Origin of the sequence: Chryseobacterium ginsengisoli, from assembly GCF_039542325.1 — a bacterium.
GTDB lineage: Bacteria > Bacteroidota > Bacteroidia > Flavobacteriales > Weeksellaceae > Chryseobacterium > Chryseobacterium ginsengisoli.
On the sequence record NZ_BAABHX010000008.1, the window covers coordinates 181,084 to 202,359 of the forward strand.

Genomic DNA, 21,276 nt, shown 5'->3' on the forward strand with positions numbered 1-21,276 from the left:
GAGGAACTGTTTATTCTTAATATCTTTTCTTTTTCCCGACTTGCTTCCGCATAACTATTAATCTCATCATAAATCGTTCAATAATATTCTTATCAAACAAATTTAATTTACATTGTTCCTGTACATTATCCAATATCAGATATTCTTCATCTTTTGTGATAAATAACGGAGTTTCAAATATGCTCGTAACTATTATGGATTCTTTATGCTCGAAAAATTTATCACGTACTTTAAACACTACGAATGAGCATTTTATTTGGGCTGTTTTGAACTGAGGTAGGTTAGTTGTTGAATTAGCGGTTTGAATAGCCGTATCGGTTTGTATTGCTGTTGTTGAAGCATTTTCATGCACGATCTTATTATCACAGCTTATTATAGTAATTGGGAGTACCAAAATCAAGACTTTTAATCTATATCTTTTGAAAAACAGTACAATAAGCATATATGTTATCCAAAACAATAAAAGATATTTATAATCGCTAAATACAGCCTTGAAGTATAGTACTGCCTGATTAGAATATCTTTTGAAGTCCGTATCTTTAAAAAGCAATTCACTGCACATCATTCCATTTGTCGGTAGGCTTATCTTTGTTCCGAATGGAGTAGTTTGATATAATGCTCCTATCGGAGTTATGCTTGTATCAAATGAATCGGGTGTAATTACTTGACCTCCGTAACTAATAATTTGCTTACCTAAGTTTGGAACGTATGAATAAGTACTAAAGTGTTCCAATACAAAGACTGTGAGCAATGAAAATACAAACCCTAACATTGTCGAATCTAGGATATTGTGGTCTATTTGGATATTTTTCTTTTCCATCAGACTATTGGTTTTTGAGTTGTGCAATCATTTCTAAGAATATTTGGAAGTAATCCGAGTTTTTCATAAAAGTTTCTCGGGACATACTATTGTAAATATTCTTACGATACATCTCGTAATGGCTTTCTGTGCCGTATTTATGGTCGGCATAAGCTGCATTTATACAAACTTGTCTCAAACTGTTTTCGTCATAAATTTGAGATATAACCAATGGCAATACCTCTCTACCGTCCTTGAGTGTGATTTTGTCTAGTCCGTAGCTTTTGAGTTCCTGATACTTGTTGAGATAATCTGTTTTAGAAAGATTGTTGCAATCAAATTTTTCCTGTGAGAATACTGTTATACCCACGAACAACACGAGAGAAATAATGACTTTTTTCATAAGTGATTTGTCAGCTCACCCAGTCCCTAAAGTGAAGGTTAATAAATGCAAAAAGCGTGAAGGACTAAACTCAATTTGCAAATAGGAGGTTCTGACAAAACCTTTATACCACAAACAAGTTTTTGCCCAACACGCCATACGTGGGGCATCAACTGTTTATTCTGTGGTATTTTGAAACTGTCAGATTTCCTATTTACAGAATAAAAGCTAACGCTTTATATTTTTCCGATAAAATTCAGCCACGAAGATATGAATTTTTGTAATTATGTGACAGTTTATTCTTTGTGGAAATGTAATGTTTCGTGCATTATCACACACTAAAAAAGAGACTCTTATCAAAGTCTCTTCTATCTCTATATTTTTCCGATAAACCTATAATTGCAAAAAAGTGGAATTGAAAAGCAGCGGCGGATAAATATTACAAAAAGTTCAACTTTGTACTTCATCCCGCATTTTGCCAATACAATGTTATCTGCAGTTTTTCTATTTAATAAATGGAAATTTTTTTTCAAGATTTTTGTACTCGGTCATAACCTGATATTTATTTTCATATATTTTCATATCCTTTGTAAATATTAAATCTGTCACACCCTTTTCAGTAATCATATTTTTATTTGTTATTTGATAAAAATATTCAACTTCATACATACATAAATTTAAACTATCTTTTTTGACTAATAATTGTTCATAATGTTTTATTTGTTTTTTAATAATGTCAATAGAATCCCTCAGAACATTAAATTTTGCTTCTTTTTCTTTTACAGACTTATATTCTAACTTATTTACGTAGTCTTCATACATTTGCGAACCAAAATCATCAGTTCCATATTTTAATTCGTACAAATCTTTCGGCGATTTTGATTGTGATAATAAATGGTTTTTATATCTATATAATTGACATATATATACATATAATTCATCTTTATCAGACAATGTGTCAATTCTTAATATTCTCAAAGAGTCTAAGGATTTATAATCTGCTATATTTTTAAACTCTTCGCTGAAATAAGTTTTTGCAATTTTTAGAAATTCTTTTCTTTGTATTTTTTTTTCGTCTTTACATCCAAATAAAATTGGTAAAATAAACACTAAAATTAGCTTGCAAATATTTTTCATGGATGCAGTTTTTAAAAAATTGCAGATAACGTTCCGACGCTTGTCGTGGTTGGGGATTTCGAAGCAGAGTATTTTCTGCCGAAACGAATATATGAATAAAAACGATAATTCCACTAAAGCCCCAATCACGACAAACGGCTGTTGTGTGACGTACTTTTCACATCCAACTGTCCTGTTTAAATTTAGATAGTGTAATCAGATAATCATATAGTACATGTGCTAGACTGTCAAATTCTTTTGCGTAATTTTCAGTTTCATAACTTGAATGATACTGATTTATGGCACTTCGGATTGGATGACTTGAAAGATCATGCATTAACTGCATTGTTTCAGGTTCTAAATATTCTGAGTATTTATATAATTCACCTAAATTTTTATCATCATACCTAAAATTGTATTTAAAATATTCATACCAATTATCTAGAGGAACCATACTTGATCCAGCCCAATAATCTGGAGGTTTCGAATTCAATTTCATATTGTTACATAAAAGTAGAAAACCCTCAACATTTTTTGGAAATTCAACTATTAATTGTTTTTGAGGTGAATATTTTTGTATATCCCTGAAAGTAAACAAACATTGACTTTCAATTTGCTCAAAACGCATATTTATAACTTGTCTTACCTTTCTCTTTTTTCTTTTTTCGGGAATATAAACAACTAAATAGTAAAATATTCCAGAAGAAATAATGGATAAAGATAAATTATACGAAAGGACTCCTAATTCGTGACCAAATTTTACAAATTCCACAATTTCAACTAAATATATTTGATATACTAATGTATATAAAAGTAAAAGAAGGCAAGTAATTATTAATAAATTTTCGAAAACTACTTTTTTTATTTTATTTTCTTCTTTTTCAGGATGAACCATTTTTTTATAGTTTCGGTTATTTGAGTTCTACTTAGGTATGTCACACAACTTTCTAATTTACGCATTGCGTCAATAATAACAATAGATATTGCGCCAATTTTTTTAATCTTTATGAATTGATGTACATAATGATTTGATTTTCAATAACAACGGATGAATTATTTTATGCTTTTTTTTGTTTGGGCGCATATTTATATTATTTTTGATTAAAGCAGACTAATAAAAATTATATCATATCTGTACTGTGAGAAACTGAGGATATGAATCTATCTGCAATAGTTTTATAGTAATTTACAGTTTCCTTTGTTATTATACATTCGCTGTAAACTACAAAATTTGATTCATTTTGTAAATTTTTATAGGTCTATTGCGACTTAGGTAAGTAATCTTTACGGTTTTGTCGGGCGTTGAAAAATCAGATTTGAAACAAGTACATTTTTGTCAATATATTATCTACCTATTTACCCCAAAACCAAACTACACAATCTCACCAAACAAGCTCTGCAAAAATTGATTAATAAAGGTTTTTTCAGCATTTCTGCAAGATAGTACCAATATATACTAAAATTTATCTCATAATTTATCCTTTCCTAACACACTTCTAAACCATCCTAACCAATATTTCGGGTAGCTATGGTAAACGGATTGCGCTATTTCAGGTATGGTAATGGTTTTACTTGGAGAGTTTCAGAAAAATGTATAATACTTGGTCTACTATTTACACCACCCGTCAAATTTTTGCTGTATAAGACGCCCCTTATGACGAGTTTCAAAATTTTCATATAGGCACGGACACGAAAGGTACTATTCCTAAAAATGGGTGGGGTTCAATGAGTTTTTCGACATACCCCCTGCATGGAGTTTTTTGTTTTTGACGGCTGTTTTTGTTTTCCTGCGCTCCGAGTGGTTAAAAAGTTTTTAACAACGATTGATATTTTGGTTAAAAAGTGCTTGTAAAGCTGGTGGTTATAAGGTTTTTGTCGTATATTTATACTGCTTTTGTGAGCGACTTTTTACAAAAAAATGCCTAGAAGTATTGGCGTACTGCTAGGCGAATCAATAAATTTTAAATGCAACTTAAAACTTATCAACATGACAAAGTTACAAAATTGTCTTGATACTGCTAGTATCTACTGTGGCACGTATGCCAAGTATAATAACGGAAGCCTTTACGGCAAATGGCTAAACCTTTCTGATTATTCCGATTATGACGAACTGCTAACCGCAATGTATGATTTACACAGTGACGAATCCGACCCTGAATTTATGTTTCAGGATTACGAATGTCCTTTTATTGAAAAAATGGGATTATTGAGCGAATGCCACATATCTAAAGACATTTACGAAATAATTGAACAAATCAACAATTCAGGTCATGACCTAGAGGTTTACGAAGCGTGTTTGGATTGTTTAGGTAAAATGGACTTCCAAAGTCTGTATGAATATGTAAACAATTTTTATCAAGGCGAATATACAAGTGATCTGGATTTTGTACAAGAGCTATACGAAAATGATATTCCCTTCGGTCTTCCTAGCTTCGTTGTAATAGATTGGGAAGCTACAGCAAGAAACATCATGTATGATTATTTTGAATGTAATGGTCATTATTTCAAATCGTAGTATATTTGTTTTATTATAAATTTTTTGTGCTTAAAAATTCAAATAGGCTTAATTGAATTCAAACAGATTTAAAAAAGTACATTTCAAAAATTCGGGTACAACTTTGGGTACAAAAACAAAAAAGAGAAAATGTAATTATTTAAAATTCAATAACTTACAGATTCTCTTTAGTTTAAAAAGTGGAGTTGGAGGGATTCGAACCCTCGTCCAAACAAGCAATACATAAACTTTCTACATGCTTATTCTGCTATTGGTTTTCGACTGGAGGCAGAGAGCAGACACCCAACTTCCAGCTTATCTTCTAAATTTTTGTGCTTTAGCCGAAGTTTCTAAAGCCTTATTTCCGCATTCCTATATCCCAGAATCAAACGCCGCAGAACAGAGCATTTGTGGAATATCTTGCTTCCTTACTATCTTCGGGAAAACGCTTGATCTACTATACTTCGATATTAAGCTGCAAGAGCGAACTCTTCGTTGCCAGTTAAAATTTTGTAGCAAGGGATTATAGAGATCGCGCTACGGTTCTCTGCATGCTTACTTACCCATTGACCTTGCTGTCGAAACCAGTCAACCCCATAAATAAAGTGAATGCAAAGATAGTACTTTTGTTCAAATACTATTAATATTGATTGAGGCTTTTTAATAAATTTTATTTAAAGCTTTAATATTGTTGACTTATATTATTTTTTAAGGAGCTATTTCCCGCTTTCCGCTATATCTTTTTTATTACGGACTCCGCTTCGCTCCGTCCGCAACAAAAAAGGATGCCGCTTCAATCGGGGCTAGGATTGCAGTTGTTCATTTCAGGGTTTGACAATATCGATTAAGCTGTTTCCTTCCCGTATTAATCCAAAGACAAATCTTTCTTAATTTAAGTAATTCAAAAGCTTAAAAAGATTTATCAAAAATGATCTGAAATTTTGACATCAATTATAGCAACAAAAAAGTGCCGAAAATATTCCGACACTTTGTATTTAATTTTAATCTCTATTTTTCAATAAAATCCATCCGGAAAGTTGGACTGGCTTTTTATTAATTCGGTCTTCCCATTGTAATTTGTACCAGTAAGTTCCGGTTGGGAGGGGTCTTCCGATGTATTTTCCGTCCCAGATTGGAGTTTTTGTAGTAGGTCTGAATATTTCTTTTCCATATCTGTCAAAAATACCGCCTTCGAAATTTCCGTATTTGCTGATCTCACTAAAATCAATTACGTCATTTCTGCCATCACTATTCGGAGTGATCACGTTTGCCATAAAGAATGTGTAATATTCTGCAGTCGTATCACAGGTTGCTCCTCTGTTTCTTACTCTTATTGAATATTTTGTATTTCTGAGAACATTGAAAATATTGTATGCTTGCCAAGCTACACCTCCGTCAATTGAATATTCCAAAGGAACGTTTCCTTGATTTTGAACAACAATTGTTAAAAGATTATCGTTGTAAATGATTTCTTTTATTTGAGGAGTAACAATGTATCCAACTGTTGCCGTAAATGTCTTCGAACACACTGTGTTGCTAATCGTTACGGAATAAGTTCCAGGTGTATCTACATTAATGGTTTGGCTCGTTGCTCCTGTATTCCAGATGTAAGTGTAGTTTGGACCACTTCCTGCGTTTAAAATTCCTTTATCACCTTTACATATTTCGATATTTTGTAAGGTGGAAACAATTTCCGGAACTACTGTGATCGTAATTGTTGCTGGAGTTGTTGCTGAACATCCATTTGTCCCAATTCCTGTTACGGTATAAGTTGTTGTTGTGGTTGGTGAAACAATTTGAGTATTTCCTGTTCCTGTTAATCCTGTCCAAGTGTAAGTTGCTCCTCCAACTGCAGTAAGGGCAATAGATTCACCTTTACAGATTGATAGTTTAGGTGCTGAAACACTGATAATTGGTGGAGTAATATTTTTAACCACTGTTACTGAACCTTGTTTTACGCACCCATTTACTGTTGAACTTGTAATAGTTAAAGTATAAGTTCCTGCGCTATTTACAATCGGAGTTAATGTATTTGCTCCCGAAACAATATTTCCGCCACCTGTTGCAGTCCATAAAAATGTTGACCCAGGTTGATATACGGAAGCTGTTCCATTTAATGTAATCTGGGAAGTTGTACAATTAAGTTGTGCCGGAACATTAATAGTAACGAAAATTGCAGGATCCATTGTAGCTGTTGCAGACTTAGTATACTGACATCCATTTGGAGTTGTGACAGTTACAGTATAAGTTCCAGATGTGTTAACGGTTATAGTTGGAGTTGTTGCTCCGTTTGACCACAAATAGGTATTTCCTGTTCCATTTGCTGTAGCTGTTAATAGGGTTGAAAATCCTTCGCAGAACGTAAAGGTTCCTGAGATCTGAACATTCGGATCTGTACCTTGAGTAATTGTCGTAGAAACCGGATCACTTGTGCAGGTTCCGTTATTGTAAGTTAATGTATAAGTTCCTGGAGTTGAAACAGTGATCGATTGTGTCGTTGCGCCATTTGACCATGTATTTCCTGTTGCTGAGCTTGACGTTAAGGTAACCGGAATGTTATTACAAATCACATTGGATGAAGTAGTAATCGTAGGAATTGGTTTTAAATTAACAATTAATTGTAATTCCGCAACTTTCGAACAAGAACCTGATTTAACTAAAACATAAATTGTATTATTTCCAGAAATATAAGCTGTCGGAGTTGTGATAGTATTACTGTTTTCCGCCAAAGCATCTGTTTGATTTAAATAATAACTAAAAATTACTCCTGAAGTTGTACTGATATTCGGTTGAGCTGAAGTTAAATTAAATATTCCCGTATTTGTATTTGAACATAAACTTAAAGTTGAATTTTGCACAACCGGAACAGCTCCTTGAGTTACTGTTACAGATTTTGTATACTGACAGTTTGCCGGAGTTTTTACAGTGACAGTATAAGTTCCGGCTGTAGAAACTGAAATTGTATTTCCTGTCGCACCTGTAGACCATACATATGTATTTCCTGTTCCAGTAGATGTTGCAGTTAATGTAGTTGGAGCTCCACAAACAATTAAATTCCCGGAAATTTGAGGATTCGGATCGCTTTCTGCGGTTAAGGTAATAGAAACTGGTGTGCTTGTACAGGCTCCGTTGGAAGTTGTTACAGAGTAAGTTCCTCCTATTGTTACTGTGATGGATTGTGTTGTTGCTCCGTTCGACCATGTATTTCCTGTTGCAGCACTTGATGTTAAAATCACATTTCCTCCAAAACAAATTGTTGAAGACGAACTTGTGATCGTTGGCGCAGCAATTTGCGTTACATTCAATTGTAATGAAACTACTTTCGCGCAAGTTGAAGATTTTACTCTTACATATATTGTTGCATTTCCCGAGTTATAAGTTGTTGGAGTTGCAATTGTACTCGTATTTCCTGCAAGAGCATCTGCTTGATTTACATAATAATCAAAAGTTACTCCTGAAGTTGTGCTTATGTTTGGCTGTGCTGTCGTTAAATCAAATGTTGCTGTCGTTGTATTGGAACAATTCGTTAAAGTTGCATTTTGAACTGTCGGAACTACACCTTGTACAACGGTTACAGATTTTGTGTACTGGCAATTTGCAGGCGTTTTTACCGTTACAGTGTAAGTTCCCGGAGTTGTAACGTTTATTGCTGCTGTTGTAGCTCCTGTAGACCATAAGTAGGTGTTTCCTGTTCCTGTTGAAGTTGCGGTAAGGGTAGTGGAAGGTGATTCACACAATACAAGGTTTCCCGTAATCTGAGGATTTGGATCTACATCTTGAGTAATTGTTACTGAAGCTTGCGGACTTGTACAGATTCCATTTGTGCTTGTTAAAGTATAAGTTCCCGGAGTTGTTACAGTAATAGATTGTGTTGTCGCTCCCGTTGACCATGTATTTCCTGTTGCATTGCTTGATGTTAAAGTAATATTTCCGCCAGAACATAGTTTTGTTGATGAAGCAGTGATGGAAGCAGTTAAACTTTTATCTTTAAATACAATTGCATTCGTCTGTTTACAGGAATTAATTGAATTGTTCGGATTGTTCGGATCCTGATAACTTATATTATAATAATAAGTCGTACTTGTATTTACGGTAATAGGTGCTGTAATAGGATTGGTTCCTGTTGCGGCATTATTGGCAGTACTGTAATAATTAACACTGAAATTAGGATTTCCATTTAAAATTCCTGCGGATAAAGTACTGAAGTTGAAAGTTGTAGAACTTCCGCAAATATTGATTTCTCTTGGAGAACTCGCCGTTGGTCCTGCAACTCCCGGTGGAATGAAAGGATTCGGCGCAATCGTAGAATTTGTGAAAGGGGAAACGAATGTCGCTGTTCCTCCCCAGGTTAAATTGAATGTGTAAACTGTCGTAGACCAGTTGTCTATATATAAATAATACGTCTGTCCTGCCACAACATCCATATATTTACAATAAGGATCTGTGTTTCCGGCTCCGGATGAGGTGTTTGTATTAGTCATGTTCATCCCGGTATTCACAAAATATCCAGAAGCATTACATCTTATAGGAGTGCCTCTGTTTGAACAGGTTACGTTTGGTCCGTAGATTGCCCAGTCGTAATCAACAGGTCCGGTAGGAGCGAGGTCGAACGTAAGTGTTCCGCTCGTTGCAATCGTAAATTTATACCAAACCGAATGATTTTCATAAGAAAGGCAGCCTCCTAGAGTTTCGTTGATGCTTCCGATTCCGACCGGAGTATAATTAATGTTTGAGTTTCCGCAAACCGTAATGGCGGACATACAGTCTTCCTGCGCAAAAACAGAAACATAGAAAAGCATTAAAATAGAAAAGAGTAATTTTTTAAGCATGATGAAGGGGAATATTGTTTTTTACTCAGATATAAGCATCGAAATAAAATCGATTTTTTTGTTGAATAGCGTTCTCTTAGGAAAGAAATTCCTTTAAATAGGGAGGTGTTGAGTTATTCGCATAGTCGTTTGGTTTTTAATATTTTAAATAAATTGCAAATCTAAATAAATAAAGAATGCAAAAGTATAAATTTTGTTGAATTTTATTTAATAATTAATCTAAAATTATTACGAATTATCTGTTAAATATGTTTTTTTATTAAATATTCTCCCATTGTTGAGTTTTATCAGGTAATAATTTATTTAATAAAATCTTTGTTATTTAATAAAAAAGACTTAGTTTTGCAATCCAAAATGAGATGTAATATATGTTAATAATTCCAGTAAAAGATGGTGAATCCATCGACAGAGCATTAAAAAAATATAAAAGAAAATTTGATAAAACGGGTACAGTTCGTCAATTGAGATCTAGACAAGCGTTTATCAAGCCTTCTGTAACTTTAAGACAAGCTAGATTGAAAGCTGCTCACAAGCAAAGAAATCTTAGCAAAGAAGAGCAGGCTTAAGAAATTTTCTTAATTCGCATACTAATTCACTCTTTAAATAGTTATATTTGAAGAGTGAATTTTTGTTTTTATACATTGCATAATGCTGAGCAAATTTTTAGAATATTTAGAATTCGAAAAGAGGTATTCACCTCACACTATTACAAGTTACAGAAAAGATCTTGAAGATTTTTCTCATTTTTATCTCAAAACAGAATCATCTGAAGATATTTCCAAAGCCGACAAGAAAGTTATCAGAAATTTCATTGTAGAACTGAGTGAGAACGATATTTCCAAACGCAGTATCAATCGAAAATTATCATCACTTCGCAGCTTTTATCTTTTTCTTTTAAAGATCGGTGAGATAAAAGTTTCTCCCACAGAAAGTATTTCATCATTAAAATTTTATCCCGAAAAACAGATTCCAATGTCTGAAGCTGAAATGCAAAAGCTTAATGATCAGGTTTTTGATGAGGTTCATGATATTTTGGAAAAATGTATTGTAGAGGTTTTATACCAGACAGGAATTCGTAAAGCTGAGCTTTGTGGTATGACTTTTGAGAATGTTAATTTAAGCGGAAACGAGTTGAAAATAATAGGAAAGGGTAATAAAGAAAGATATATTCCCATTTCCGAAGATTTATCGGATATGCTTAGAAGTTATTTGGAAATAAGGAAGCCACAGACAGAACATCAATCATATTTTTTTGTCAACAAGAAAGGTAAAAAACTCAACGAAAAATTTGTTTATGTGGTGGTTAATAAGTACCTTAGTCTTATAACAACAAAGGAAAAAAGAAGCCCTCACATCCTTCGTCATAGCTTTGCTACTCACGTTTTGGACAATGGGGCGGAGATTTCCAAAGTAAAGAAAATATTAGGGCATTCCAGTCTTGCGAGTACTCAAGTCTATACGAATGCTAATATCGAACAATTGAAAAAAGTGTTTAATCAGGCTCATCCTAGAGCATCAAAAAAAGAAGAATTATGAAGATCACAGTACAATCAATTGGTTTAACTCCACACGAACCACTAGAATCACACATTGAAAAAAAAGTAAGTAAATTGGATACTTTTTACGACAAAATTCAAGAATGTAAAATCTTTTTAAAAGTGGAAAATAATGCAGATAAAGCAAATAAAACTGCCGAGCTTATTTTGGCGGTTCCGGGTGACGATATCGTTGTGAAAAAGACATCTGCTAGTTTTGAAGAAAGTTTAGACCTGTGCGTGGATACTGCTAAAAAGCTATTAATCAAGAAAAAAGAACTGGCGTAGAAAAAAAAGATAAAAAAAGTCATTAAAAAATTTGAGAATTCAAAAAAACCGTTCTATATTTGCACTCGCAAAAAGGGAACAGTGTTCTTTTGAATTCTTTGTTATTTAAACGCTTCCATAGCTCAGCTGGCCAGAGCACGTGATTTGTAATCTCGGGGTCGTGGGTTCGAATCCCTCTGGAAGCTCAATTTAATCTAAAACCTGGGGAGATTCCAGAGTGGCTAAATGGGACTGACTGTAACTCAGTTGCTTCGGCTTCGTAGGTTCGAATCCTGCTCTCCCCACAGTTTTTTTATTAAAAAAAGTCTTGCAGGTTTCAAGAAGTTTTCTTAGATTTGCAAACCGTTACCAATGATTTTGGAAACAAAATTGCGGAAGTAGCTCAGTTGGTAGAGCGTCAGCCTTCCAAGCTGAATGTCGCGAGTTCGACCCTCGTCTTCCGCTCAAAAAAAATACTTGAAAAAAGTAATTTTTTTAACTAATGAAATGTTTAGAGTAGAATTTTCTCAAAAACTTTCATTCAGAATATTAAAACGCTTCCATAGCTCAGCTGGCCAGAGCACGTGATTTGTAATCTCGGGGTCGTGGGTTCGAATCCCTCTGGAAGCTCAATTTTAATATAAAATATCTGGGGAGATTCCAGAGTGGCTAAATGGGACTGACTGTAACTCAGTTGCTTCGGCTTCGTAGGTTCGAATCCTGCTCTCCCCACATTTTATATTAGAAAAAGTCTTGCAGATTTTAAGAAATTTTCTTAGCTTTGCAAAGCGTTTACCAATAGTTTTGGAAACAAAATTGCGGAAGTAGCTCAGTTGGTAGAGCGTCAGCCTTCCAAGCTGAATGTCGCGAGTTCGACCCTCGTCTTCCGCTCAACAAAAATCACACTATATTTAGCGTGATTTTTTTGTTTAAGGCCGACTTAGCTCAGCGGTAGAGTGCTTCCTTGGTAAGGAAGAGGTCACGGGTTCAAGTCCCGTAGTTGGCTCTCATTTTAATCCCGATTTCCTCGGGATATTTTTTTGCCTGAACTTCTGGTTTTTATTAAAAAATATTGATCATTGTTTAGAAATTTTAATAGCTTTTTTGAACTTTAAATTTTGAACATTATCTAATTATATCTTAAGAAAATTCAGAAAACGAGTCCGAGATAAAAACAGATTATATTTTTTTAGCGCTAAGCTTCGTTGGTAGAAATTTTACCATTTGCAGCAACAATATATTTTCTTACAGTTTCCGGTTGAGCAATCTTCCAGTCGCAACGGCGAATACCGACACATCTTTTCTTCTCAATTCTGATAATGCTTACAGAATCACTTTGATTTCCTCCTAAGACATGAAAACAGCTGTCATCTTCTGCGACATAAAAACCGACGTGACCGCCATTTTCTCTTGTAAATACTAAAACATCACCGAGCATCGCAATAGTTTGCTTGGTTCCGAATTTTCGCCAGTTTAAAGCCCAAAGCGGATCTGTTACGGGTTGAAAGCCTGCTTTTTGTACAACTTTTGCGACATATAATCCACACCATGCCACCTCGTCGGAAGTATAATCTTTTTGAACACCGACATCTTTTGCCCACGACATAATGGTGGCGTTGTTCATTTTGCCTTTAATCTCATTTATTCCCAAATAACGCACACCTTCTGCGATAACTTTTGGGCTGCCTAATAAAATGTTTGGATAATTCATGTTTTTAAGTTTTAAGGTTTTAGTTAAGAATAAATGTAAGCATAATTTATCAATCTGAGCTTCAATTATTTAAATTAAATTAAATCCGCGATTCTGTATTAAATTAAACTTGATTTCTTATAGGATCTTAATGGTTTGAGTTTTCACCTTTCTTAATAGTCTTTTTACAATTAAATAAATCGAGCCTTCACCTTAAAATTTAATTAAAGTATTTCTCCTGTCAGTTCAATTCCTTCACAATCATAAAAATTTTCGTTAAATTCGTATAAAATAAATATTGATGAATATCCTTTTGTTGGAAGACGACCTTATTTTGTCAGCGGAGCTTTGTAAGTTTTTGGAGTCAAACAATTTTACGTGTGATAAAATCTATGATGGTGAGACATTTCTTCGTCAGATAAAGAACAGCACTTACGATCTGTATTTGTTGGATATCAATGTTCCGAAGATCAACGGGCTGGATGTTTGTCAGACGATTCGTTCTTTCGATAAAAATACTCCCATCATTATTATTTCGGCTTACGGAGATCTTTCCGATAAAAAAGATGCTTTTACGAGATTAGCGGATGATTATTTGGTAAAACCTTTCCAGTTTGAGGAATTATTATTGCGTATAAATTCTTTGTTAAGAAGAAAAACACCTTCTGAAACCACTGACCAGGATATTATAAGAATCGATGATTTAATTGTCAATAAAACCGAACAAAAAGTTTTTCGTGCAGGAAATGAAATCAGTCTTACTTTAAAAGAATTTCAATTGTTGGTTTATTTAGCAGAAGCGCAGGGAAGAACGGTTTCAAAGCAACAGATCACCGAACATGTTTGGGAACATAATTTCAATACGAATACAAACACGGTTGAAGTTTACATCAATTTTTTACGAAAAAAAATCGACAAAGATTTTAAAATTAAACTAATTCATACACGTTCCGGTTTCGGATATTATTTAAGTCCATTATAAAATGTCTTTAAAAAGGAAGATCGCACTTAATCTCAGTATTGCCTTTTCATTGCTTTTCGGTATTGTGATGGCGGTGATTTATATGTCTTTTAATGATTTCAGAAGAGAAGAATTCAAAGAAAGATTCAGACAGAGATTGGAGTTCACTTCTCATTTTATTGCCAAGTCCAAAGATTTTGAAGAAGAAGCGCCTGTTTTTTTTAATGAAAACTCAGATAATATTCTTTTGAATGAGACGATCTTAATTTTTAATGCTGAAAAAGAACTTATCTACAGCACGATCAAAGATCGGAATGTGACTTGGGACAGCGCCTTATTAAAAGAACTGGACGAAAAAAAGATTGTTTATTCCGAAAAAACAGTTCCTGAGATTTATGCGGCTCTCAAAACCATCAATGGCGAAAACTATTATATTCTTACAAGCGCTTTAGATACGAACGGAAATTCAAAGCTGGCTTACCTGAAATACCTTTTGATAACGGCTTATGTGATGAGTACTTTGCTCATTGGTTTTTTCAGTTATTATTTTATGGGACAGTTTTTAAAGCCTTTAGAAGATCTCAATCAGGAGATTTCGGAGGTTACGGCACATAAACTCACAACACAGATCCCAGTTCGTAATTCCAACGACGAAATTAATGTTCTTGCACAATCTTTCAATACAATGATTGCAAGATTGGATGATGTTTTTCAGTCACAGAAAGATTTTACCGCAAGCGCTTCCCACGAAATTCGTACTCCGATTACCAGAATGGCTTTCCAATTGGAGAATTTAATTAAGTTTGAGAAACATTCTCCCGAAACTTTAATTGCATTAAAACAGATTCAACGTGATGTCTATCAATTGTCGGATTTGACGAATTCATTATTATTATTGACAAAATTTGACAGGGAAAATATTCAGAGTATTTATGAAGAAGTAAGAATTGATGAAGTGATTTTCGAATCTTTCGAAGCAGTAGAAAAAAGTTATCCAAAACTGAAAATGGATTTTTTAATTTCTGAAAATACCTCCGAAAATGCATTATTGACGATAAAAGGTGTTCAGTCTTTGCTGGATATTGTTTTTATTAATTTGTTTAAAAATGCAGCAGTTTATTCCGATGATGTAGAAGTTGATGTTTTAATTACTGAAACGGACGAAAATCTCATTGTCGATGTCATTTCTCATGGAAACACAATTCCACAGGAAGAGCAGTCAAAATTATTTGAGGCTTTTAAAAGAGGCAAAAATTCTCAAAATATTTCCGGTTCTGGGCTCGGTTTAAGAATTGTTAAAAGAATTCTTGAATATCACGGAGCAAAAATTATCTATACTTCTCCTGCAGACTTATTAAATAAATTTAGTGTTGTATTTAATAAGTGACTGTAAATTAACATCATATTTTATTTATAGCAACGTCTTAAATCACTGCTTCAAGACAATTTAATTTTTTTTTAAGGATTCTTTAAGAGCATTTTAATAGCATAAAGGCATTTTTGTATCATAAAATCAATAAAATGAACAAATTTGCAGGGCTGTTGCTCGTCATTTCCTCATTTGTGACGGCACAACAGCAAATGTCGCTTTTGGACTGTGAAGAAGCTTTCCAAAAGAACAATTTACAACTGCTCGCCGAACAGTACAACATCAACATGGCCGATGCAGATATTTTGCAGGCTAAAATCTGGGAACTTCCGCAACTGAGCGGACAAATCAATGCATATAATCCTGAAGACAGAAAAGTTTTCGATGTAGGGCATGCAAAAGGCGCACAGGTAACGCAGTTAATTTACATGGGAGGCAAGAAGAAAAATGAAATTGCCTTTGCGAAATCCAATAAAGAATTGGCTCAGCTTCAGTTTTCTCAACTTCTTGTTGATTTGAAATCTCAGCTTCGTACTACTTATTTTGATTTTTATTACGAAAAACTAAAACTTGAAAATACAAACAGACAGCTAGGTTATATGAATGACCTTCTTGCTGCTTACAAAGTGCAGTCCGCGAAAGGAAATGTTTCTTTGAGAGACGAAGTGAGACTTCAAAGTATTGTAATTCAGCTGAACAACGATAAAATTGGTATTAATAAAAATATTCTTGAATTCGAACAGAATTTAAAAGTTCTTACAGGAATTACGGACGACATCAATCCACAACTTTCAGACTCGGAAGCAAAAGATATTCTGGCTTCTCAACCTTTCGGTGACGAAACGGAACTTAAGAAAAAAGCATTGGAGAATAATGCAGATTATCAATATAATTTAAAATTAATTGAAAACAGTAAGCTCTACGCTCAATGGCAAAAATCCTTAAACGTTCCGGATCTTAATGTCGGAGCGGGATGGGATCAAAATGGCGGAACTTTTAAAAATGAAGCCAATCTGATGATCGGAATTCCGTTGCCTTTATGGAAATCAAATAAAGGAAATGTAGATAAAGCGAATTTTGCCATTCAACAGAATCAGAAAAATGCAGAATTTCAAAAATTAAATCTTGAAACTAAAGTTCAGTCTGCCTACAGAACCTGGAAATCACAGTTTGACCAATTGGCAGAAATCAAAACGAATGACCTTAATAATATGGAGCTGGTCTACAACGGAATGTTGAGCAATTTCAGAAAAGGAAACATTAGTCTTATCGAATTTGCAGACTTTATGGACAGTTACAGAGAAACTGCCCTTCAAATTTATGATATGAAAAACGACATTATGCAGTCGGCAGAACAATTGAATCAACTAGTACAAACGAAAATCTTCTATTAAACATGAAAAATTATATAATCCCGATAATGATAGCTTTGTCAGTTTTATCTTGTTCAAAAAAAGAACAGGAAGTAAAACCACAGGCAAAAAAAGGTTTTGAACTGAGCAACACAATGCTGAATTCAATCGATTTAGCAAAAGTTGAGAAAAAATATATAGAAGACGATTACAATTTTTACGGAAAAATATCGGCTGATAAAAACAGTTATATCGATGTTTATCCGTTGGTAGGAGGAAATGTTCTGAGTGTCAACGTGGAATTAGGAGATCATGTGACGAAAGGACAGGTTTTGGCAACCATCAGAAGTACGGAGTTGGCGGAAGTTCAGAAGGATGTAAGCGATGCAAAGACGGATTTGGTGGTTGCACAAAACAATCTTCGGGTTGCAAAAGAAATGTACGAAGGAAAATTAAACACAGAAAGAGATGTGTTGGAAGCTAAAAGTCAGTTGCAAAAAGCACAGGATCAAATGCAGAGAGCGGGTGCGGTAAGTACGGTTTATAATGTGAAGAAAGGAAATATTTATAGTGTCGTAGCTCCGATTACAGGATATATTGTTCAAAAAAATATCAATAAAGATATGCAGTTGAGAAGCGACAGAAGCGAAAATATTTTTGATGTTGCGAATACAACCAATGTTTGGGCAATCATGAACGTGAACGAATCTGATATTGATAAAATCAGTCTCGGAATGAAAGCGCAGGTTTCCACATTGTCTTATCCTGACAAAGTTTTTGATGGAAAAATTGACAAGATTTTCAAAATCATTGATCCCGATACGAATGCAATGCAGGCAAGAGTGGTTTTGGACAATCAGAACGGACTCTTGATTCCTGACAGTAAAGCAACCATAAAAGTCACAAGCTCTGAAAATAACATGGCATTGACTGTTCCTTCAAAAGCAGTGATTTTTGATGATAACAGAAGTTTTGTGGTAATTTATAAATCCAGAACAGATGTAAAGGTTAAAGAAATAAAAGTGTTGAAACAGGTTGGTGATATCACTTATGTGTCGGAAGGTTTATCTGAAGGAGAAGAAGTGATCACGAATAATCAATTGTTGATTTATCGCTCTTTGAATAGTTAATTTATTTTAAACCATTAAGAGTTATTGAAGTGGTTAAGTTTAATTAAGAAAATATCTAAGATATTTTTTAGCATTGAGCATTATCAATTCGCTTGCGAATCACTTAATAATTCTTATCAGCTTAAATTTCCTTAATGGTTCAAAATTAATATTTAAAAAAGAAGAATTAAAAATTTCTTTCAACGACTTTTTTAGGTCACAAAAAATTCATCATGAATAAATTCATTAAAAATATAATTGCTTTTTCGTTAAAAAATAAGGCATTTACCTTTATTTGGGTAGCTATTTTGGCGGTTGCAGGATTTATAAGCTTCAAAAATATGCCTATTGAAGCTTTTCCGGACGTTACCAATACTCAAATCGTCATCATTACTCAATGGAATGGACGAAGCGCGGAAGAAGTAGAGCGTTTTGTAACGACACCTATCGAATTGGCGATGAGTCCGGTTCAGAAGAAAACAAGTGTAAGAAGTACCACAATGTTTGGACTTTCCATTGTTAAAATTCTTTTTGACGATGGAGTAGACGATACTTTTGCAAGAAATCAGGTGAATAATCAATTGCGAACAGTTAGTCTTCCGGATGAAGTCGATCCTGAAGTTCAGCCGCCTTACGGACCGACCGGAGAGATTTTCAGATATACTTTACAGAGTAAAAAGAAAGATTCCCGAGAATTATTAACCTTACAAAACTGGGTAATCGATCGTGCTTTAAGAGGAGTTCCGGGAGTTGCAGATATCAATGTTTTCGGAGGTCAGGATAAAGTTTTTGAATTAAGTATCGATCCGAGAGCTTTAGATAAATATAATCTGACACCGCTTCAGGTTTATGATGCTGTAACGAAAAGTAACTTGAATGTCGGAGGTGATGTTATCGAGAAAAACGGACAGGCTTATGTTGTACGAGGAATAGGTTTGGTAAAATCCGTTACAGATATTGGCAATATTACCATTGAAAATGATAAAGGAAACCCTGTTTTGGTAAAAAATGTTGCAGACGTTCATGAAAGCTCAATGCCTAGAGTAGGACAGGCTGGCTTGAATGGTCAGGAAGATACGGTAGAAGGAATCGTCGTGATGAGAAAAGGCGAAAATCCTCGTGAAGTTTTGGTTGGAGTAAAAGCTAAAATTAAAGAACTTAACGAAAAAATTCTTCCGAAAGATGTGAAAATGGTCACTTTCTACGACCGTGATAACTTGATGGATTTCACAACAGAAACTGTAATGCACAATTTGTTGGAAGGAATTATTCTGGTAACCGTTATCGTTTTAATTTTCATGGCAGATTGGAGAACCACTTTGATTGTTTCCATCATCATCCCATTATCCTTATTATTTGCTTTTTTATGCTTAAAAATGGCAGGAATGAGCGCCAATTTACTTTCTTTAGGGGCTGTTGACTTTGGAATTATCATCGATGGAGCCGTCGTCATGGTTGAAGGACTCTTTGTAATGCTCGATCACAAAGCTCACAAATACGGCGATGAAAAGTTCAATAAAATGGCTAAAGGAGGTTGGATCAAGCAAACGGGAACTGGTTTAGGAAAAGCTATTTTCTTTTCAAAATTAATCATTATCACTTCCTTAATTCCAATTTTCTCATTCCAGAAGGTTGAGGGGAAAATGTTTTCACCATTGGCATTTACATTAGGTTTTGCCTTAATGGGAGCTTTGATTTTTACATTGACATTGGTTCCTGTTCTTTCACACATCCTTTTAAATAAAAATGTGAAGGAAAAGAATAATCCATTCGTTAATTTTTGGGACAGAATTGTTTTAAAAGGTTTCAATTTTACTTTTAAACATAAAAAAATGAGCTTAATTGTTGCTATTTCATTCTTGGCGGTGACATTATTCTCAGGAAAATTTTTAGGAACAGAATTTTTACCTCAATTGAATGAAGGTTCACTTTGGATCACCGCAGAAATGCCGATGAGTTCTTCATTAAAGGAATCATTAAAAACAGCCGATCTTTTAAAGAAGGATATTATGAGCTTCTCGGAAGTCACGGATGTTCTTGCACAAACAGGGAGAAGTAACGACGGAACCGACCCGAACGGTTTTGGATTTGTACAGTTTGCCGTCAATCTTAAACCTAAAAATGAATGGAAACGAAAGATTACCTACGAAGAACTGATCGAGGAAATAGACAAAAAGCTGAGAACTTATCAGGGAATTACATTCAATTATTCGCAGCCGATTTCGGACAACGTTGCTGAAGCGGTGGCTGGTTTCAAAGCTGAAAATGGTATTAAAATTTATGGAGATAATCTTCAAACTTTGGATATACTTGCCGAAAAAGTTTTAAAGCAAATTAAAAACGTAAATGGTGTAAAAGATCCCGGAATTATTAAAAACATTGGTCAGCCGGAAGTAAGTGTAGTTCTTGACAGAGATAAAATGGCAGCTTACGGAGTTATGCCTGCAGATGCACAAGCGGTTTTGGAAATGGCTTTTGGTGGAAAGACAGCTTCAGAAATGTTTGACGGTGAAAGAAAATTCCCGATTCGTCTCCGTTATTCTCAGGAATACAGAAAAGATGAAAACGATATTGCAGCTTTGATGGTTCCTACGCAGGACGGAGCGAAGATTCCTTTAAAAGAAATCAGTACAATCGAAAAAGATAACGGAGCTGCATTTATTTACAGAGACGATATTAAAAGATATATTGGAGTGAAATTCTCAATTCGTGACCGTGATTTGGGAAGTACGATTGCAGATGCACAAAAAGAAGTGGCTAAAATTGATCTTCCGGACGGTTATTCTGTCGGTTGGACAGGTCAGTTTGAAAACCAACAACGAGCTTCAAAACGATTGACTCAGGTTGTGCCGATCAGTATTTTAGGGATTTTCTTCCTTTTATTTATCCTTTTCGGAAACATGAAAGATTCACTTTTGGTATTGGCAAATGTGCCTTTTGCATTGATCGGAGGAATTATAGCGTTGCATGTAACCGGAATTAATTTCGGAATTTCTGCAGGAGTAGGAATGATTGCATTGCTCGGAATCTGTATTCAGAACGGGGTAATTCTTATCACAGAATTCCATCAGAATGTCAAAAACGGATTAAGTTTAGATGAATCGATATTGCACGGTGTAAAATCAAGAACACGTCCTGTAATTATGACAGCATTGATGGCTTCTATTGGACTAATGCCTGCAGCTTTATCAACGGGAATTGGCTCGGAATCTCAGAAACCTTTGGCAATTGTCATTATTGGAGGATTGATTACGGCGACTGTTTTAACATTGTTAATTTTCCCAATCATTTTCTGGATTTTTAACAGAACAAAAAAGTCTCAACAGATATAAATTATTCTTTCATATTATATTAACCAGAAGCGCGGAAAACA

The 21,276-nt window shown here is 34.3% G+C and carries 15 protein-coding genes, 7 tRNA genes and 1 other RNA gene; 16 read left to right on the plus strand and 7 right to left on the minus strand.

Annotation, left to right across the window (positions count from 1 at the left end; genetic code table 11):
- Positions 1-16 precede the first annotated feature (16 nt).
- The 4 genes from ABD940_RS19950 to ABD940_RS19965 all read right to left on the minus strand — a co-directional run bounded on the left by ABD940_RS19950 (position 17) and on the right by ABD940_RS19965 (position 3,192).
- Positions 17-820, minus strand: a complete 804-nt coding sequence (locus ABD940_RS19950) for a hypothetical protein (protein ID WP_345207813.1) — start codon at positions 818-820, stop codon at positions 17-19.
- Between the two features lie 4 nt (positions 821-824).
- A complete protein-coding gene (locus tag ABD940_RS19955; RefSeq protein WP_345207815.1) occupies positions 825-1,169 on the minus strand; it encodes a hypothetical protein in 345 nt (114 codons plus the stop codon).
- Between the two features lie 516 nt (positions 1,170-1,685).
- Positions 1,686-2,318 (minus strand): hypothetical protein, encoded by a 633-nt coding sequence (locus ABD940_RS19960; RefSeq protein WP_345207817.1) that lies wholly within the window; start codon positions 2,316-2,318, stop codon positions 1,686-1,688.
- Between the two features lie 157 nt (positions 2,319-2,475).
- Complete coding sequence (locus ABD940_RS19965) at positions 2,476-3,192, minus strand: hypothetical protein (protein WP_345207819.1); 717 nt, start codon at positions 3,190-3,192, stop codon at positions 2,476-2,478.
- Between the two features lie 1,092 nt (positions 3,193-4,284).
- Between ABD940_RS19965 and ABD940_RS19970 the strand changes: the two genes are divergently transcribed.
- Entirely contained in the window at positions 4,285-4,812 is a 528-nt protein-coding gene (locus ABD940_RS19970; RefSeq protein ID WP_345207821.1) for an antirestriction protein ArdA, read from the plus strand.
- A 177-nt stretch (positions 4,813-4,989) separates the two neighbouring features.
- On the opposite strand, the gene ssrA is transcribed toward ABD940_RS19970, so the two are convergent.
- Positions 4,990-5,387, minus strand: a transfer-messenger RNA (tmRNA) gene (ssrA, locus tag ABD940_RS19975).
- A gap of 405 nt (positions 5,388-5,792) precedes the next feature.
- Complete coding sequence (locus ABD940_RS19980; protein WP_345207823.1) at positions 5,793-9,620, minus strand: T9SS type B sorting domain-containing protein; 3,828 nt, start codon at positions 9,618-9,620, stop codon at positions 5,793-5,795.
- A 368-nt stretch (positions 9,621-9,988) separates the two neighbouring features.
- Here ABD940_RS19980 and rpsU point away from each other — a divergent pair, with 368 nt between their 5' ends.
- From rpsU to ABD940_RS20030, 10 genes are all read left to right on the plus strand, one after another.
- Positions 9,989-10,186 (plus strand): 30S ribosomal protein S21, encoded by a 198-nt coding sequence (gene rpsU, locus ABD940_RS19985; RefSeq protein WP_062162413.1) that lies wholly within the window; start codon positions 9,989-9,991, stop codon positions 10,184-10,186.
- Positions 10,187-10,268: 82 nt separating this feature from the next.
- Positions 10,269-11,156: a tyrosine-type recombinase/integrase gene (locus tag ABD940_RS19990; protein WP_345207827.1), complete on the plus strand. Its 888-nt coding sequence runs from the start codon at positions 10,269-10,271 to the stop codon at positions 11,154-11,156.
- Positions 11,153-11,443: an HPF/RaiA family ribosome-associated protein gene (locus ABD940_RS19995; RefSeq protein ID WP_345207829.1), complete on the plus strand. Its 291-nt coding sequence runs from the start codon at positions 11,153-11,155 to the stop codon at positions 11,441-11,443. The genes ABD940_RS19990 and ABD940_RS19995 overlap by 4 nt, the downstream gene beginning before the upstream one ends.
- A gap of 111 nt (positions 11,444-11,554) precedes the next feature.
- Positions 11,555-11,628, plus strand: a tRNA-Thr gene (locus tag ABD940_RS20000).
- 18 nt (positions 11,629-11,646) lie between these two features.
- Positions 11,647-11,727, plus strand: a tRNA-Tyr gene (locus ABD940_RS20005).
- A gap of 87 nt (positions 11,728-11,814) precedes the next feature.
- Positions 11,815-11,887, plus strand: a tRNA-Gly gene (locus ABD940_RS20010).
- Between the two features lie 91 nt (positions 11,888-11,978).
- Positions 11,979-12,052 (plus strand) — tRNA-Thr (locus ABD940_RS20015).
- A 21-nt stretch (positions 12,053-12,073) separates the two neighbouring features.
- Positions 12,074-12,154 (plus strand) — tRNA-Tyr (locus tag ABD940_RS20020).
- 86 nt (positions 12,155-12,240) lie between these two features.
- Positions 12,241-12,313, plus strand: a tRNA-Gly gene (locus tag ABD940_RS20025).
- Between the two features lie 43 nt (positions 12,314-12,356).
- Positions 12,357-12,428: transfer RNA gene (locus ABD940_RS20030), tRNA-Thr, on the plus strand.
- A 189-nt stretch (positions 12,429-12,617) separates the two neighbouring features.
- Here the strand turns inward: ABD940_RS20030 and ABD940_RS20035 are convergent.
- Complete coding sequence (locus ABD940_RS20035; protein WP_345207831.1) at positions 12,618-13,133, minus strand: TIGR02594 family protein; 516 nt, start codon at positions 13,131-13,133, stop codon at positions 12,618-12,620.
- A 280-nt stretch (positions 13,134-13,413) separates the two neighbouring features.
- On the opposite strand from ABD940_RS20035, the gene ABD940_RS20040 reads away from it, so the two are divergent.
- The 5 genes from ABD940_RS20040 to ABD940_RS20060 all read left to right on the plus strand — a co-directional run bounded on the left by ABD940_RS20040 (position 13,414) and on the right by ABD940_RS20060 (position 21,235).
- Positions 13,414-14,094, plus strand: coding sequence for a response regulator transcription factor (locus ABD940_RS20040; RefSeq protein WP_345207833.1), 681 nt, complete (start codon positions 13,414-13,416; stop codon positions 14,092-14,094).
- A 1-nt stretch (position 14,095) separates the two neighbouring features.
- Positions 14,096-15,460, plus strand: a complete 1,365-nt coding sequence (locus ABD940_RS20045; protein WP_345207835.1) for an ATP-binding protein — start codon at positions 14,096-14,098, stop codon at positions 15,458-15,460.
- Positions 15,461-15,594: 134 nt separating this feature from the next.
- Positions 15,595-16,836, plus strand: coding sequence for a TolC family protein (locus ABD940_RS20050; RefSeq protein ID WP_345207837.1), 1,242 nt, complete (start codon positions 15,595-15,597; stop codon positions 16,834-16,836).
- 2 nt (positions 16,837-16,838) lie between these two features.
- Positions 16,839-17,924 carry an efflux RND transporter periplasmic adaptor subunit gene (locus tag ABD940_RS20055; RefSeq protein ID WP_345207839.1) on the plus strand — a complete coding sequence of 362 codons (1,086 nt, stop codon included), beginning with the start codon at positions 16,839-16,841 and terminating at the stop codon, positions 17,922-17,924.
- A 212-nt stretch (positions 17,925-18,136) separates the two neighbouring features.
- The gene (locus ABD940_RS20060; protein ID WP_345207841.1) at positions 18,137-21,235 is read left to right on the plus strand and encodes an efflux RND transporter permease subunit; all 3,099 of its coding nucleotides are present in this window, start codon (positions 18,137-18,139) and stop codon (positions 21,233-21,235) included.
- The last annotated feature ends 41 nt before the right edge of the window (positions 21,236-21,276 follow it).